Source organism: Flavobacteriales bacterium, from assembly GCA_025210295.1.
In the GTDB taxonomy this organism is placed as follows: Bacteria; Bacteroidota; Bacteroidia; order Flavobacteriales_D; family Parvicellaceae; genus S010-51.
Genome location: JAOASC010000026.1, coordinates 41,969 through 57,410, shown reverse-complemented (window position 1 = coordinate 57,410; position 15,442 = coordinate 41,969). Strand labels below are relative to the sequence as shown.

Below are 15,442 nucleotides of genomic sequence, written 5' to 3'. Positions count from 1 at the left end.
AAAATTAAACTTATGTTTAAGAAACATCTAACAAAAGACTTTTTATAACAAATCAATGAGAACTGATATAACAAAATTAGTTAACAACTTCATAATACAAGCAAAACAATTAGAGGTCTTAGTAGTAGGCGAGACAATTATTGATGAGTTTATCGAAGTGATATACCAAGGTCAATCAATGAAATCCTTTTGCCCTGTTTTTAAATATACAGGAAAAGAAAAAATTGAACAAAATGGAGGCGCAGGAGCAATAGCAGGACATCTTAAAGATTTTGTAAAAAGTGTAGATTTAATAACCAACACAAACAACGAGATTGTTAAAACTCGATTTATTGATAGAGACGGTAAAAAAAAGCATTTAGAACTAAACAAAATAGACAATAAAAACTTTGGAGAAATTGACATAAATATTAACGATTATGATGTTGTAATTGTTTCTGATTTTGGTCATGGCTTCTGTGACAATATTAATATTGAAGATGGATTTCATTTAATGTGCCAAACAAATTCATACAACTTTGGTTTTAACAGATTAAGCAAATGGAAAAACCACAAAAAAAAGAGTGTTAGCCTTGACTTAAGAGAAGCTAGTTTACAAATAAACAAACAAATGACTTCTTGTTCAGACCAGCAAGCTTTTGAAATTTTCAATTATGAACTTAACTGTAAAGATTTATTTACAACCTTAGGCTCTAAAGGCTCTTTATACACTAATGGTCAACAAATCATAAGACACGACGCAATTAAGTCTAAAATTATAGATACAATAGGAGCTGGAGATACTTTTTTTGCTTTTGCTTGTATTGCCTCTCATTTAGACATCAAACAACAAAACATATTAAAAATACCTTCTCTTGCTGCTAGCTTAAGCACTACATGGCTTTGTAATGAAGAATCCGTAACAAGAGAAAAACTAATTAATTATGCTAATAGAATTATACAATAAAGTATATAACGATTACTTTAATAGTGATGACTTTATTATCCCCTTTCAGAAATCATTATCCTTAATAGAAAATAAGCGGAAAATTTTTTTTATTGGAAATGGAGGTTCAAATTCGATATGCTCTCATATGATGGAAGATTATGCTAAGATTGGACGTTTTCAAACATTCTCTTTTTCAGACGCTTCACTAATCACCTGTTTTGCAAATGACTACGGATATGAAAACGCCATGAAAGAATGGCTATCAATATACATGGACAAAGAGGATTTACTTATTGCCATATCCTCTTCTGGGAATTCCAAAAACATAATCAATGCTGTTGATTATGCAAATAAACTTGGCGCTAACACAATCACACTTAGTGGATTTGAAAGAACAAATAAACTAAAAACGAAAGGAGATCTTAATTTCTACATTAACTCTAATAGCTACGGGATAGTTGAATGCTTTCACCAAGTAATACTTCACGCTATGCTTGACGAATATTCTAAATAATTAGTTATAAATGAAACAAAAAAAAAACATACTTATAACTGGAGTAGCTGGATTTATAGGCTCAAACTTACTTAACTTTTTAATTCAAGAAACAGACTGGGATATAACTGGACTAGACAATTTATCTACAGGAAATAAAAAAAACATTGAGCACCACACTAATAACGAACGGTTTAAATTCATCCTGTCTTCTTGCAATGAATTAACCTCCCTTAAACCTTACGACCTTATATTTCATTTGGCTGCGCTTCCAAGGATTCAACCAAGCTTTGATTTAATAAAAGAACATATTGATGCCAACTTAACACAAGCGATTCATCTTATTGAATTAATGATTAAAGAACAACATTTCCCTAGAATTATTTACAGTGGTTCTAGCGCTGTCTATGGCACACCAAATCAAATTCCCACTTCAGAAGAAGAACGCATTGATTGTCTAAGTCCTTATGCCTTTCAGAAATATGAATTCGAAAAATACTTAGAATTAATTTCAACTAGATATCCTATTGATTATGTTACTTTGAGGTATTTTAATCCATATGGGGACAGAAGTTTTAACCCTGACAATAAATTTAATGCATACAGCAGTGTCGTAGGAATATTCTTAAATAAATATAATAATCAACAACCTCTTCTAGTCACTGGAGATGGCAAACAGCAGAGGGACTTCATTCATGTTATGGATTTGGCAAGAGCTAACTATCTTGCTTCAATTCATCCCAACAAACTTAACACCATGTTTAATGTAGGTTTTGGAAGTACTTTAAGCATTCTAGAGTTAGCAAAATTGATATCACCTGAAAACATCTTACATATAGACAAGAGAGAGGGCGAAGCTGAAATTACATTTGCTGATACAACAAAAATTAAACAGATATTAGGCTGGGCCCCGCAAATGACTATACAACAATATATAAAAGAAAATATAAAAAAAATGAATGCATGAAAATAGGATTTGTTTGTGGAGTTTTTGACATGTTTCACTTAGGACATGTTCTTATGTTAAAAGAATGCAAAGAACAATGTGACTGGCTCATAGTTGCACTTAATAGCACAAAAAATATTGATAAAAAAATTAACCCTAATAAACTTCCTCCTCTATTCAACATTGATGAACGTATAGCCATTATTGAATCCTGTAAATACGTTGACGAAACGACAACATATAACTCTGAAGATGAATTATATGCCATCATGAAAGGCAAAGAAATATCTATACGATTTCTTGGAGATGACTACAAAAACAAACCCATTACAGGTTCGGATTTAAACATCCCTATTTATTACTGTGATAGATCCCACGGACTAAGTACATCTAAATATAAAAAACAACTTTTTAAGTTAATGTCTGATTTATGATTATCGAACAATTAATATCGGACTGGAAGATTAACAAATCTTGGACTTTATTTTTAGACCGAGATGGAGTAATTAATTATGAGACTATAGGTAACTATATAACTAAAGTTGATGATTTTATATTTATTGATGGAGTAAAAGAAACGATTGCAAAACTATCTAATATCTTTAATCGAATAATCATTGTGACTAACCAGCAAGGAATAGGCAAAAAACTAATGACTGAATCTGACTTAAATCGCATTCATCAGTACATGATTAATGAAATAAAGAAAAATAATGGAAGAATTGATGGCATTTATCATTCCCCTTATCTTTCTTCTGAGAATAATATTATGCAAAAACCTAGAGTTGGAATGGGGTTAAAAGCACAAGAAGATTTTCCTGAAATTAATTTTTCTAAATCGGTAATGATTGGAAACTCGGAAAGGGATATCATTTTTGGAAACAAATTAAAGATGAGAACCATTTATATTGGTGATGAAAATTCGAATATAAGACCCGACTTTTGTATCGAAAACTTAAAAAAACTTGTTAAATAATTCACATGCTACTAACTTACTTTATTTTCATTATCATAGCTATTTGCATCTACTTTACTTCAGTTTTAACGGGTATATTATTTATTAAATTAACAAAAATAAGTACTTCTAAAAATATTTATGAGAACTATTTCTTAGAGTCTTTTTGGGGAATCTCAATCATTATTTTTTTATATAGCATTTTTTCAACTAAAGGGCTTACAATCTTTTCTTTATCCGTAATCCCTATAGTTGGATTACTAATCTACAAAAAAACAAATCAGGTAATAAATTTTGAAATAAAAGATATAGCATTAAAATCATTTAGATTTGGTTCAATTTTTTTTATAATATTTCTACTATCATTTTTTTGGAATTATCACCACAATTTTAATAATGATATTATTTTTTATTCAAACATTGGACATCACTTATCTAATGGCAATGAAAACACATATCATTTTTTTAAGCCTCTTATAAGAGCTAACACTGAAGGAGTATTTCCTTATCATTATTTTGAAATGTGGTTTCAATCACTTATTGAAATCTTTGTAAAAGGTATACCGTCTTCTATACTTCTAAAATATTTGGTCTATAATTATTTAAAAACCTCTATAATCATAGGAATAGAGTCAATCATTAGTCACTTTAAAAAAACCAGCATTACTACTTTTATATTAGTTATATTAATAAGTTTAATTCCCTTTGATATTTATCTCAATCTTTTTAATATTGGTCATAAATATCAGCTAAATATGTGGCAGAGACAAAACTTCTTAACTTATTTATTTGTATTAATCCCTTTTTCTATTTATACTTTAAAACAAAAATATTTTTTGAGCATTTATACAATAATGCTACTACCATTAATTTCTATAGTAGCTACACCATCAATTCTTTGCTTTGTTGTTACTTACACTATACTACTAAAACTAATAAAATATATAAAAACAAAAGAGATGTTATACTTGCTTATAACTGAATTTAGTTTAGCTTTTTCTATTATAATATTTTATAATAAATTCGGTCTAAAATTAGAAGGTTTGAACTATACAATTGAGGATTTAATCAACACCTATTCGAATAATTGGAAAACAATGATTCTGTATATTATTGCTCTTCCATTGGGAACTTTAACATTAATGATACCTCTTTACTATTACACCAGAAAATTAATTCAAGACAGAAAACAGATAATCTTAATTATTCTTTCAAGTTTTTTAATCACAAGCTATGGAGTAATTATATTTCAACTAGGCTTCTTTATTGGAGACTTTTACCAGTTCCCATTTGTTGGTTATTCTTTTGTCTATTTAATTTCAATAATACTTCTATTCCTCTCGTTTTTATCAGAAAAGCGTTTTTTTAAATTTTTTAGTTATATAATACTAATAATTGGTCTATCCTTTTCTACTATAAATATTACACTACCTAAAAGTGTTAATCTTATAAAAAATAATATGCTGCTATCTAAAAACTCACATACAAAAGCAAGGCTAGATAAAAAAAGTGTTGATTTAATATACAAGAATAAAGAAAAAATTAAAAATCGAGGCTTCTTTATTTTGAATGAAGAAGCAATAGAACGATTAACTTTTTCAGAGCGCACGTTTTCTTATAACCAATATGCTAACTTTCTATATTACCTAAACCCTTCAATAGAACTTATTCCTCTATTATACTCAAAAGAATTATATTCATCCAAACACGAATCCAAACAATTCGCTAAAGCCTTACAATTTAACAGCTTATTACCAAAAGAGTTATTTGAAAACAGCTTAACAAATTTAAAAACTAAAGTAATAAAATATAATGTTAAATTCCTTTTCATAGAGGGTGATAACAAATTAAAAACTTGCTCTAAAATTTTTCCAAATGCTGAAATACTTAAACTAAATAATGCAAGATATATTTTAATCCTTAATAAAAGATAGATGATTAAAGACTTAAATAAATACCAAGAAAAAAATCAAGCAACTTTGGCCTCGAAAGGGTATAGAGGACTTAATCTATTGGGCAAAATAAAGTTTTTTACCATTCTACAAAAGAACAATTCTACACTCAAAAAATTCGAGAAAGCTGTTTTCAAACACAAAGAGTGCTACATTGGTCCCTTTATAGGTGAGTTTGGAAACTTCTTGCTACATATACTACCTTATTTAAGCTACTTAAATCGTCAAGGAATAAAAATTAACTACTGTGGTCTTGAGTTACACCGTCCATTCTTAATTGATGATAAAGGCACTCCATTCATTAATAATTTTATTGCATTAAGGGACTTTTTCAAAGAGGTAAAACCATCTGGTAATAACATAGAACGTTTGCCAGATGACGTACAAAAAATAGTAACCCAATTTTTAAACAATGCCAACACTAGTCCATTTCCTTTATTAGATATTTTCAACAATAGAGATTTATATTGGTATAGCTACAGAAACTGGCAACTAAATAAAAGACAATACATCTATAATCTTTCTAATAGTTATTCAACAAAAAAAGAAAATAAAGTTGTTCTGTTCCCTCGGAAAATGACAAAAAAATTCACCGCAAACAATGGAGGTAATTGGGATTACAACCAATTAGGTGAAAAACTGACAAACTACTTTGATGAAGTTGTCTTTGTTGGCCACCCAGAACTATCTGATAATAATAAAGTTAAAAACAATAAAATTAGATATGCTATAACTGGAGATAATAAAGATGTATTAGAAGAATGCGCTTCAGCCCAATTAATCATCACTCAGCACTCTGGAGCTATGCATGTTGGAAGCTACATACATACACCTGTTCTACTTATTTTTAAAGGAAATCCTCCTATAAAAGGGCTAGATGACAGTATAAGGTTTAGAAAAAACTTTAAATTTAATGATGTTAATATAGCTTTCAACAAAGATGAGATTATTGATTTTTGTGTTAAGCAAAAAAAAAAAACAATATATGATTAAAAATTTCAAAAACAATCTTGTAGACTTTATCAGGCTAAACTTTACTTATAAGCTTTTATACAAAAAATAAGTACATTCAAATCAATAGTACCTAATACAATTATCAAATCTAAAGGTAGAATTATTGAAAAAAATGTTTCTTTTCAAAGCTGAAATACTCTCAAGAGTTTTGGAAGTTATAATTTCATTGGGAAAAACACATATATTGAGAACTGTTCATCAATCGGTTCTTTTTTTAGTATATCTTTTGATGTTAAAATAGGTATAAAAAATCATAACTTAAAAACAATTAGTTCAAGTCCATATTTTCACAAAAAAAAATAAAGGATGGGTAAATATTGACAATTTTCCTCTTTCAGTTCCTATAAAGATTAGTCATGATGTATTGATATCGTCAAACGCAATAATTTTAGAAAATATCACAATTGGTACTGACGCTGTAGTTGCAGCAAGTACAGTTGTAAATAAAGATGTTCCTCCTCATGCTATAGTGGGGGGCGTACCAGCTAAAATTATCAAATATAGATTTAATAAAAAAACTATTAATAGATTATTAAATAGCCAATGGAGTGAAGCTTCACCTAAACACTTAATTCAATTGACTCTATATTATTCTGATGCAAATCAATTTTTAACACTACTAAAAAACTTATGATAGTTTCTGTGATATGTTGAACAGTATATTAGCCCTTGTTTAACCTCAGTTACAAATCAAACATACAAAAACATAGAAATGATTTGTATTGATGACGGTAGTACTGACAAGACTGCTCAAGAAATTCAACAGTTTACAGAAAGCTCTCCCAAAAGTAACATCCAGTTATTACGCCGAGAAAACAAAGGGGCTCCAGCAGCTAGAAACAAAGATACAAGACATACAAAAGAAGCCTATTTTCAATTCTTAGACACAGATGATCAGTTGCTTCCACAAAAAATTGAAAACCAAATAAAAAAAGCCATTAAAAACAATCCATTTTTTTTGTTCATCAACCATAGGCTAATCCCCAGCTAAAGATGTATCAAAAATACTCAAACGCCTATGCCCCTGTAACAAATCATATTCACAATCTACAGCATCAACAAGGTTTATCATTTCCTCACTCAACACCTTAGGATTATCTTTTGTCCCCAACTCTACAAAAGTTCCTGTTTTTGTATTTAGCCCCCCTCTCTATCTGAACCTCTGTGCTTAATTGTTTGTAAAGGCTCCAAACATTGTAATATTTTTGTTTTTGTAATACCTCTATTATTATAATAGGTAAGAATTCCACACATACTGATCCGTTTTCCAACGTTTTTTGAATGTACTTTTTTTATTTACAGAAATGAATTCTACGTTTAAACCTTGATAAAAACAGCTTAAAAACAAACAGGACAAACCTTTTGCTCTCTATTTTATTTTTCGCTCTAACTCTAATATCAAATTTTCGATAGAAAATTTATGCTTATCATATTGCTGATTAAAAGGTTTATTTTTATACAACTCTAAAAAGTCAATAAACTCCGATTGATTGATATACTCATCAAAAACACTCCCCAAATCATTTTGCACAATTTCAGTGGCTACCGCCCCTTCCTTCGTAAAAGCTATGATAGGCTTTTCATATTTTATATAATCAAAATACTTACTTGGAAATGTATTTTCAAAACCATCTTTTTTAAACATTAAAACAAAATGAGTTTCTTCAAAAAAACATTTCAAATCTTGCTCTTGAACAAATTTGATAAACTCAACATTTTCTATTTTATTGGAAGAAACATAATTAACAATATTAAGATTAGTTCTTCCAATAAATTTCACAACTACCTCCTTTCCCATTTGCTTGATTAAATTCAAAAACGGGATCCAATACTTTTCAACCCCAGAATTTACCGAACCTATATGCGTTATCACAATTTTATCCGAATTAAACGGTACTGCGACATAAGATTCGTCAAATTCTATCCCATTTAATAAAGTTGTTGTTTTCTCTTGTGCTGCGCTATATTTTTTAAGCAATTCTATTTTTAAATCCTCGGAAGCTACTGTAATATAATCTGACTTTTTTACTACGCTTTGCTCAAGAAATTTTTCATGCTTCTTTTTTGAAACAGATAGCTGCTGCATACCATACCCCACTCCCCAAGTCCAAGCATCTCTGATATCACTGATTAAATTGAGGGAAGGAAACCTTTCTTTTATGATAGTACCATAATATAACAGACTAAAAGGAGCTCCAGAAACGATTAAATTCTTTATCTCATTTTCCTCCACAAGTTTTGATAACAAATTGACGATCTCTTTTTTATCCAAAGTTGCCCTATCATATGTAGCCCCTAGCGCTTGTTTCTCCTGTTTCTTAACAGCTAAATGGTAACTGATTTTTTGAACAAAATTAGTAGGTATACGATCCAAAACCTTAGGATACTTTGAGTCAAATATTTTATACTCAATATTTTTATGACTTAAATATTCATTATTAACATCATTAGCTCCAACTATATAAACGTTATAATTTAAATTAGCTAACTCTAGAGCAAACTTTTGCCATCTTCTAGCTCCTACGCCATTTCTAGGAGCTAAGGAATAAACCAATATTACTACAGACTTTTTCACTTTTTAGGAGTAATTTTAGCAGGCACCCCTATTGCTAACGAATTATCTGGCACATCTTTAACTACTACAGCCCCCATACCTACCGTTACATCATTACCAATAACGACCTTATTTTTTGTGGAAGAGTTTATTCCCATAAAAACCTTATCCCCTATAATTGTAGATCCTCCTAACGCTATTTGACTAGTTAGAACGCAATTTTCTCCAAGCCTACAATTATGACCGATATTTGACAGCGAACCAACTAAAGTTCCACTTCCTACTATTGTATTATCCAATGCTCCCCTTCTTATTGTTGTATTGGGACCCAATTCAACGCGATCACCAATTACCACTCCCCCAAACTGAGGGAACTTAACAATCCTATCCCCATCAAACTCACACCCCAAACCTGGTGTACTAATAGAACAATTCGTATTAATCAAACAATCCTTACCAATAACAGAATTACTAAAAATAGAAGTGTTATGTAAAATTTGGGTTCCATCTCCTATAGTTACATTCTCCCCTATAAATACATTCTCTCCAATTGTAATTTTAGTATTACTTCTATGTATATCAATACAATTCTTAAAGTCATCTAAATGATTTTCCTTAAAAAAATCATTCAGCACTTTAGCAAAAATTAGCCGTGGAGATTTTTCACAAAACAAATAGGTTACCTCATCTTCTAACTTAAGATTTGAGAAACTTTGAGGCGCTAAAAGAACCCCTTTCTTAACCTTTAAAAACAGCTGTTTAGATTTGGTCCAAAGCAAAACTCTTTGCTCTTCATTTTCAAGGCTCCCGAAACGATCAACCTCTTGTATACTTCCTACATGATTTAGAGAGTATGTATTTGAAATTAACTCAGAATTCAATGGTTTACTTTTTTACTTTTGATGGGACTCCTATTAACACACAATCTGAATCAGCATCTTTATTAACGAAACTCATTGCACCAACAACCACATTATTTCCTAGTGTAATTCCATAATGTAACACTGCATTAGTTCCAATAAAACAATTTTTCCCTATTTTCGCTCCACCAATTTGACTTTGATCAGCACTTAAGTTATTAGTCATAACACGAGGACAAACATAAGTATTATCCCCTATTTCAACTCCTCTAGCTAGAATTGTATCATATCTTAAGGATACATTTTTACCAACCTTTACATTTCCAGAAGATTTTACACCACTATCTACATAGCAATCTTCTCCTATTATGGTATTAGACCTTAACTCAACAGAATTCATCATTTTGGTCCCAGAGCCTATAGTTACACCACTTTTAAGATGGCAATAATTGCCTATAATAACATTATCGCCTATTGTAACTCCCTCTTCAATTATATTAAAATGTCCAATCTCTACATTTTCGCCTATTATAGCTTTTTCCGAAATCACATTCATTTTTATCTCTATTTAATTTATAATCCACCTCATAACATTAAAGGTCTCAGCATAAGTTGTATTAATTTGCACCCCTCTTGTTCTTGCTAATGAACGAATAAACTCCTCATTAGAATATGGTCGATGTGATTGAGACTCATATTCTTTTAATGCCTCTATTTTTCTTCTAATATATTTTTCTTCTAAAAACACAAAAGCACTTGTTTCAAAAACCAAGTTATTCCATGGCATCTCATAAGCTAACAATGTACAAAATTTAAATGCTCTTAATCCCTCTTGTGCAATCGTAGCATGATCTTGGTGTATATCATCCAAAGAAGGCATAAAAACCACATCAGGATTTATTCTTTCTCTTAAATCAATTATTGTTTGAAGAATATCCTGCCTTCTCTCGTTAAAAATTCTAACTTCAAAATCAAACAGGAATAAATTTTCTTCAGGAATCCCCAATTTTTCTGTTGCTCTTTTCAATTCAGCAACAAGAATATCAGAAGGATATTTTTTTAACACAGACTTTTCGCAAGCTGAGAAAGCTGCCAAATACACCTCAGCACCTTCATCTATCATCCTAGCTATTGTTCCCCCACAACCAAATTCTCCATCGTCTGTATGTGGAGCCAACACAAGTGCTTTTTTAAATCCTAACTTCATTTTTTTTAACTTAAAACAAAGGTAATGTATTTATCTCAAAAAACTCTTTAAAAACTTTATTTTCCCCTTTAATTAACAACTTTGTATACAAAACAAAATTAAGTTACATCTAATATTCCATTAGCATTTTCACTATAACAATTGGTATTTTCCAATGCATAATTAAGTTATCTTTTTTTACTTAAAATCCATTATTTCAAACCAACCCCCATTAATCAATGGGGGTTGGTTTGAAATAATAGTAAGCTATCAATTGCATTTAAAGCAAGAATCATTATCGTTTATTTGAGCGAATAAACAACATCTTAATTCAAATAAAAAATGAGAGTATTTTTAATAGGTAGTAAAGAGTTATCTTGCTTAGTTTTAGACCATCTTTCTACACAAGGCCATCAAGTTCTGGGCGTTTATACACGAGACAATGACCCTTCAATGAAAACATGGCTCAATTTAGGTCATAGAAACCTAAAGAGAAAGCGAAAAAGAAAGGTATTCCTGTTTATAAAAACATGAAAGTAAACAGCCCCGAATCACTTGATTTTCTTACTAATTTGAACCTCGATATTATTATTTCATGCTTTTGGAGTGAGATCTTTAAAGAAACGCTTCTGAACATACCTAAACTTGGAGTATATAATATACATACTGCATACCTTCCTAAAAATAGAGGTTCACGCCCAATTCCTTGGTCTCTAATAAATGGAGATAACCATACACAGGATGATGACAGGAGTAGACAATGGACCTATCGTTGCTCGTTCAAAGGTTGATATTACAGAAAATGATACTGCTGAAACTTTATACAATAAAGTTACCTCTGCTGGAGGCGAACTTTTTAAAGAAACACTCCCCTCCTTTGCAGACAACACATTCACACTTACTCCTCAAAACGAATCTGAAGCGACTTATCACCCGAGAGGTGAGCCTTATGGAGGCCAAATTAATCCACATTGGTCTGATAACACCAAGATTACTAAAAGAAGCCTTGGATAAGGTTAATGGTCAATTTATTACTTATGGTGACGTAAGTAAGCATTACAAAAATACCGATAGTTAAATAGATATAGTTATATTGAGGGCAATAAGATCTCTTCCTTATTGCCCTACACTACAGTGAACCAATGGTTTTATTTTAACATAACTTTAATTCATAAAACCACTTTTAGCACAAAGACAAGTTATATTTGACAATCTTTTTAGGTTAATAGAAATGAAAATTTTATACTATTCAGCGCATCCACATTTAAATCTTTCTGACAACACAGGTTACGGGACCCACATGAGAGAAGTTATTGCTGGGTTTAAATATCATGGTCATGAAGTAAAAACACTAATTATTGGAGGCACCTCTTCTTCAAAACCAACCAATCAACATCCCCAAAAAACATCATCTTTAAAAAGCAAGTTAAAAAAACTGATTCCAAACATTATTTGGGAAACAATATCAACGTAAACCTTAACAAAGGCTATCAAGTCCTTTTCGACTCTATCAGAAGTTCATACCCGTTTGATGAAAAATTAGCACTAGAATATTTTAACACATACATTCCTAAAGGCTTTATCCCATGACCAAGTATAGCTACTACTAAAAATTATATTTTAACCTATAGGTTATTGAGGTAAAAAAACTGAACAACTAAAAACAATAATTAGTTAACTCGAGACAGCATTTTAGCGTATTCTTTAGCAATATTTTTAGAGCATTTATAAAAATAAACTTCACACAGTTCAGCTAACTCTTTATGATGTATATTTTTTTCTAGAAATGGTATCTTATCTTCAATTACAATACCACAATCATTCTTTTTTACAAACTCCGAAAAATCTCCAATATTTGGCGATATCAACACTTTTAATCCAGCATTGAGGTACTCAGCAAATTTAACAGGAGATGCTACGCTATTGGTCACTCTATCTTCTCTCAATAAAATCCCATAATCACAACTAGACAATTCATTAAACACCTCATCATGAGCCACCCATTTACGTTCACTTCTATCAGGATACTTCTTTAATAGCTTTAACAAATGTGGATTTTCTTTTGTTAAAAACAAAACTTCAAGATTTGCTTGTTTTGCCATCAATTCATCCAATAAGCCAACTACTTTCTCAAAAGATTGCCAAGCTCCTGTCCCTCCTGCATAAACAACCCTTACATTTTCAGAATCAACTCTCCTCGTTGAAGAATGACTTAGACTTGTTAATGTACATGGTATAATTGAGTATTTTTGATGAGAAATTTTATGTCCTAACTTCTCTTCCCAATATTCTACCAACTTCTTTGATACACTGATAAAATAATCAGCATTATTAATCGCAAAATTTTCTGCACGAATAAAGAGTTCATCTAAGTGTTGATGACCTGTAACGTTGTACTCTGTCACCTCTGCTTCAACAGCAGCCCTCCCGTCATACACTACTTTTCTGTAATAACCTTTTGTCAATAAAAAAGCCAACGGGCCTCTACAAATTGCAAACTGCTTATTGGAAATAATCTTTAAAAATCTACTCGTTCTTTTCACTTTATCTAAAGCTCCTAAAACAGGATAAACGCTTGCTTCAGGCAACTTAGATGTTATAATTTTACGCTGTTGATTCCACAACCTAATTGGGACAAATGCTATTAAACGAACTTCAACATCAAATTTCAAATTCAAATGCTTTACAACATCTATTACCTGGCTTTGATAGATCCCACTATAAGTATCATTATAGGTGATATAATGGATGGTATTCCTCATAAAATAGATAGAATTCGCTCAGAAGCTTTTCCGTCCCAATATTTTGGAACGCTACCTCTTTTATAGCTTCCAGATAAAACCTCTTGAAGATAGTGGGCTATATCTTTTGATGTGAATTTAACTAAGGTATTTGTTCCCTCTGTAATCGTGATTGGGCGCTCCGTATTCTCCCTTAACGTCAAACATGGAACCTGTCTATATGTGGTTTCTTCTTGTATCCCCCCACTATCTGTAATCACCAATTTACTATACTTAATCAGTTTTTGAAACTCGAAATACCCTAATGGGGTTGTTAACACTAAATTTTCAAGTTTACCAAGCTGCTCATACAAATCAAAAGTTTTAAACATTTTTAGTGTTCTTGGGTGTAATGGTAAGATTAACTTTTGATAACTAGTAATTGTTTTTAGAATCTCTAATAGTTTTTCTAGTTTTTCCTTTGTATCCACATTAGATGGTCTATGAAAGGTCGCTAACACATAATTTTGATTCACCATTTGAAGCTCCTCTAAGATTGTTGAAGCCTCAATTTTTGGTTCGAAATGTACTAGAGTATCAATCATGGTATTCCCGACATAGTGCACCTTAGAAAGGCTTTCTTCTGCTTCTAAATTATCTAACCCTGATTGTTCAGTGACAAAACAAACATCTGCTAAATAATCTGTCAAAATTCGATTATGTTCTTCAGGCATTAACTGATCCTTAGATCTTAACCCACTTTCTAGATGCACCAATTTAATTCCCATTTTATTGGCGGCAATTGCTCCAGCTAATGTTGAATTGACATCTCCTGGAACCATAAAATAATCTGGACGACCAATTGTTTCAAATAGTTTTTCCAGCCTTAAGATGATTTCTCCTATTTGAGAATTTGGAGAGAGCCCACCAACTTCTAAAAAGTAGTCGGGCTCTAATTCAAATTGTTTAAAAAAAACATTCGCCATATTCTCATCAAAGTGTTGGCCAGTATGTATAATCTTTACTGTTTTCCCATACTTTTCAGCTAACTCCTTAAAACGAGTTACTTTGATAAAATTTGGTCGTGTTCCTACTAATATGTATATCAGTTGATTATTCATACCTTACTTCTTCACCAATATTCCGTCAGAAATAAATGAAATCTCGATCAAATCTTCTGTGATCGCATCATACTGTTCTTGAGCAACCTCTTGTCCAGCTTCTTTGGCATCATCTAAGTAATGTTTTTGTAATTCAACTGAGGTTGTATCCATTGTTCCAATACCTCTCAACACCACTTCTGTCCCCTCTGGTGTATCTGTTGGCACACCAAACTCATGATCTTTAAAACGAACTCTAACAGATTCTCCTGATTTATTGACCATCGTTACCCAACATCCCATTTTCTTACAAACACCATCTAATACAGCACTTACATTGCCATCAAATGATCCATCTGCATGAATTTTTGCAACCATTTCTTCTACAGTAACAGCTTCTCCTGGCTTTACTTCAGCCATCCCATAAAACTCATATCCTTCCACTGGAAAACTTGGTTTTTCCGCCTCTTCTGTCGTTTCGTGATGAGCGTGTTCCCCATGCTCATGCCCTTCGTGGTCATGCCCCTCGTGGTCATGTCCTTCGTGGCCTTCATGCCCCTCGTGATGTTCATGTCCATGTTCGTCATGTCCTTTATCATTGTTCTCCGAACAACTTGTTAATGCTAATCCAGCAAAAACAAATAAAGAATAAAATATCTTTCTCATAATATTGTATTTATCTGCTTATATATTTTTCCAAAAGTAAGTCTAAAATTTAAATTACACATTTATTT

At 31.2% G+C, this 15,442-nt stretch carries 18 protein-coding genes; 11 read left to right on the top strand and 7 right to left on the bottom strand.

The window, feature by feature from the left end; translation table 11 throughout:
- Nucleotides 1–55 precede the first annotated feature (55 nt).
- From N4A35_07390 to N4A35_07350, 9 genes are all read left to right on the top strand, one after another.
- The gene (locus N4A35_07390; protein MCT4581225.1) at nucleotides 56–946 is read left to right on the top strand and encodes a PfkB family carbohydrate kinase; all 891 of its coding nucleotides are present in this window, start codon (nucleotides 56–58) and stop codon (nucleotides 944–946) included.
- Entirely contained in the window at nucleotides 924–1,442 is a 519-nt protein-coding gene (locus N4A35_07385; GenBank protein MCT4581224.1) for an SIS domain-containing protein, read from the top strand. Before N4A35_07390 ends, N4A35_07385 begins: the two co-directional genes overlap by 23 nt.
- 10 nt (nucleotides 1,443–1,452) lie before the next feature.
- A complete protein-coding gene (locus tag N4A35_07380; protein ID MCT4581223.1) occupies nucleotides 1,453–2,388 on the top strand; it encodes an NAD-dependent epimerase/dehydratase family protein in 936 nt (311 codons plus the stop codon).
- On the top strand, nucleotides 2,385–2,801 hold the full coding sequence (locus N4A35_07375) for an adenylyltransferase/cytidyltransferase family protein (GenBank protein ID MCT4581222.1): 417 nt from the start codon (nucleotides 2,385–2,387) through the stop codon (nucleotides 2,799–2,801). Before N4A35_07380 ends, N4A35_07375 begins: the two co-directional genes overlap by 4 nt.
- On the top strand, nucleotides 2,798–3,343 hold the full coding sequence (locus tag N4A35_07370; protein MCT4581221.1) for an HAD-IIIA family hydrolase: 546 nt from the start codon (nucleotides 2,798–2,800) through the stop codon (nucleotides 3,341–3,343). Before N4A35_07375 ends, N4A35_07370 begins: the two co-directional genes overlap by 4 nt.
- 5 nt (nucleotides 3,344–3,348) lie before the next feature.
- On the top strand, nucleotides 3,349–5,256 hold the full coding sequence (locus tag N4A35_07365) for a hypothetical protein (GenBank protein MCT4581220.1): 1,908 nt from the start codon (nucleotides 3,349–3,351) through the stop codon (nucleotides 5,254–5,256).
- On the top strand, nucleotides 5,257–6,267 hold the full coding sequence (locus tag N4A35_07360; protein ID MCT4581219.1) for a hypothetical protein: 1,011 nt from the start codon (nucleotides 5,257–5,259) through the stop codon (nucleotides 6,265–6,267).
- 370 nt (nucleotides 6,268–6,637) lie between these two features.
- Nucleotides 6,638–6,922 carry a hypothetical protein gene (locus N4A35_07355; GenBank protein MCT4581218.1) on the top strand — a complete coding sequence of 95 codons (285 nt, stop codon included), beginning with the start codon at nucleotides 6,638–6,640 and terminating at the stop codon, nucleotides 6,920–6,922.
- Between the two features lie 27 nt (nucleotides 6,923–6,949).
- A complete protein-coding gene (locus tag N4A35_07350; GenBank protein MCT4581217.1) occupies nucleotides 6,950–7,279 on the top strand; it encodes a glycosyltransferase in 330 nt (109 codons plus the stop codon).
- A 378-nt stretch (nucleotides 7,280–7,657) separates the two neighbouring features.
- On the opposite strand, the gene N4A35_07345 is transcribed toward N4A35_07350, so the two are convergent.
- From N4A35_07345 to N4A35_07330, 4 genes are read right to left on the bottom strand one after another with little or no spacing between them, the layout of a single operon-like run.
- Nucleotides 7,658–8,863: a hypothetical protein gene (locus N4A35_07345; protein MCT4581216.1), complete on the bottom strand. Its 1,206-nt coding sequence runs from the start codon at nucleotides 8,861–8,863 to the stop codon at nucleotides 7,658–7,660.
- On the bottom strand, nucleotides 8,860–9,723 hold the full coding sequence (locus N4A35_07340) for a hypothetical protein (protein ID MCT4581215.1): 864 nt from the start codon (nucleotides 9,721–9,723) through the stop codon (nucleotides 8,860–8,862). The genes N4A35_07345 and N4A35_07340 overlap by 4 nt, the downstream gene beginning before the upstream one ends.
- 4 nt (nucleotides 9,724–9,727) lie before the next feature.
- The gene (locus N4A35_07335; GenBank protein ID MCT4581214.1) at nucleotides 9,728–10,258 is read right to left on the bottom strand and encodes a hypothetical protein; all 531 of its coding nucleotides are present in this window, start codon (nucleotides 10,256–10,258) and stop codon (nucleotides 9,728–9,730) included.
- Nucleotides 10,259–10,270: 12 nt separating this feature from the next.
- Nucleotides 10,271–10,909 carry a PIG-L family deacetylase gene (locus N4A35_07330; GenBank protein ID MCT4581213.1) on the bottom strand — a complete coding sequence of 213 codons (639 nt, stop codon included), beginning with the start codon at nucleotides 10,907–10,909 and terminating at the stop codon, nucleotides 10,271–10,273.
- A 699-nt stretch (nucleotides 10,910–11,608) separates the two neighbouring features.
- On the opposite strand from N4A35_07330, the gene N4A35_07325 reads away from it, so the two are divergent.
- Together N4A35_07325 and N4A35_07320 are read left to right on the top strand one after the other, a co-directional pair.
- Entirely contained in the window at nucleotides 11,609–11,902 is a 294-nt protein-coding gene (locus tag N4A35_07325) for a formyltransferase family protein (GenBank protein ID MCT4581212.1), read from the top strand.
- Nucleotides 11,903–12,119: 217 nt separating this feature from the next.
- Nucleotides 12,120–12,362, top strand: coding sequence for a hypothetical protein (locus N4A35_07320; protein MCT4581211.1), 243 nt, complete (start codon nucleotides 12,120–12,122; stop codon nucleotides 12,360–12,362).
- Nucleotides 12,363–12,558: 196 nt separating this feature from the next.
- On the opposite strand, the gene N4A35_07315 is transcribed toward N4A35_07320, so the two are convergent.
- Genes N4A35_07315 through N4A35_07305 form a run of 3 tightly spaced genes read right to left on the bottom strand, consistent with a single transcriptional unit; the run spans nucleotide 12,559 to nucleotide 15,374 of the window.
- On the bottom strand, nucleotides 12,559–13,650 hold the full coding sequence (locus tag N4A35_07315; GenBank protein ID MCT4581210.1) for a hypothetical protein: 1,092 nt from the start codon (nucleotides 13,648–13,650) through the stop codon (nucleotides 12,559–12,561).
- On the bottom strand, nucleotides 13,647–14,729 hold the full coding sequence (gene wecB, locus N4A35_07310) for a UDP-N-acetylglucosamine 2-epimerase (non-hydrolyzing) (GenBank protein ID MCT4581209.1): 1,083 nt from the start codon (nucleotides 14,727–14,729) through the stop codon (nucleotides 13,647–13,649). Before wecB ends, N4A35_07315 begins: the two co-directional genes overlap by 4 nt.
- Nucleotides 14,730–14,732: 3 nt before the next feature.
- Nucleotides 14,733–15,374, bottom strand: a complete 642-nt coding sequence (locus tag N4A35_07305) for a DUF4920 domain-containing protein (GenBank protein ID MCT4581208.1) — start codon at nucleotides 15,372–15,374, stop codon at nucleotides 14,733–14,735.
- Nucleotides 15,375–15,442 lie beyond the last annotated feature (68 nt).

What these genes read in the sequence shown, in the direction of transcription:
- N4A35_07390 (MCT4581225.1), top strand. Translation starts at nt 56, where the DNA reads ATGAGAACTGATATAACAAAATTAGTTAACAACTTCATAATACAAGCA.
- N4A35_07385 (MCT4581224.1), top strand. Translation starts at nt 924, where the DNA reads ATGCTAATAGAATTATACAATAAAGTATATAACGATTACTTTAATAGT.
- N4A35_07380 (MCT4581223.1), top strand. Translation starts at nt 1,453, where the DNA reads ATGAAACAAAAAAAAAACATACTTATAACTGGAGTAGCTGGATTTATA.
- N4A35_07375 (MCT4581222.1), top strand. Translation starts at nt 2,385, where the DNA reads ATGAAAATAGGATTTGTTTGTGGAGTTTTTGACATGTTTCACTTAGGA.
- N4A35_07370 (MCT4581221.1), top strand. Translation starts at nt 2,798, where the DNA reads ATGATTATCGAACAATTAATATCGGACTGGAAGATTAACAAATCTTGG.
- N4A35_07365 (MCT4581220.1), top strand. Translation starts at nt 3,349, where the DNA reads ATGCTACTAACTTACTTTATTTTCATTATCATAGCTATTTGCATCTAC.
- N4A35_07360 (MCT4581219.1), top strand. Translation starts at nt 5,257, where the DNA reads ATGATTAAAGACTTAAATAAATACCAAGAAAAAAATCAAGCAACTTTG.
- N4A35_07335 (MCT4581214.1), bottom strand. Translation starts at nt 10,258, where the DNA reads ATGAATGTGATTTCGGAAAAAGCTATAATAGGCGAAAATGTAGAGATT.
- N4A35_07330 (MCT4581213.1), bottom strand. Translation starts at nt 10,909, where the DNA reads ATGAAGTTAGGATTTAAAAAAGCACTTGTGTTGGCTCCACATACAGAC.
- N4A35_07325 (MCT4581212.1), top strand. Translation starts at nt 11,609, where the DNA reads ATGGAGATAACCATACACAGGATGATGACAGGAGTAGACAATGGACCT.
- N4A35_07320 (MCT4581211.1), top strand. Translation starts at nt 12,120, where the DNA reads ATGAAAATTTTATACTATTCAGCGCATCCACATTTAAATCTTTCTGAC.
- N4A35_07315 (MCT4581210.1), bottom strand. Translation starts at nt 13,650, where the DNA reads ATGAGGAATACCATCCATTATATCACCTATAATGATACTTATAGTGGG.
- wecB (MCT4581209.1), bottom strand. Translation starts at nt 14,729, where the DNA reads ATGAATAATCAACTGATATACATATTAGTAGGAACACGACCAAATTTT.
- N4A35_07305 (MCT4581208.1), bottom strand. Translation starts at nt 15,374, where the DNA reads ATGAGAAAGATATTTTATTCTTTATTTGTTTTTGCTGGATTAGCATTA.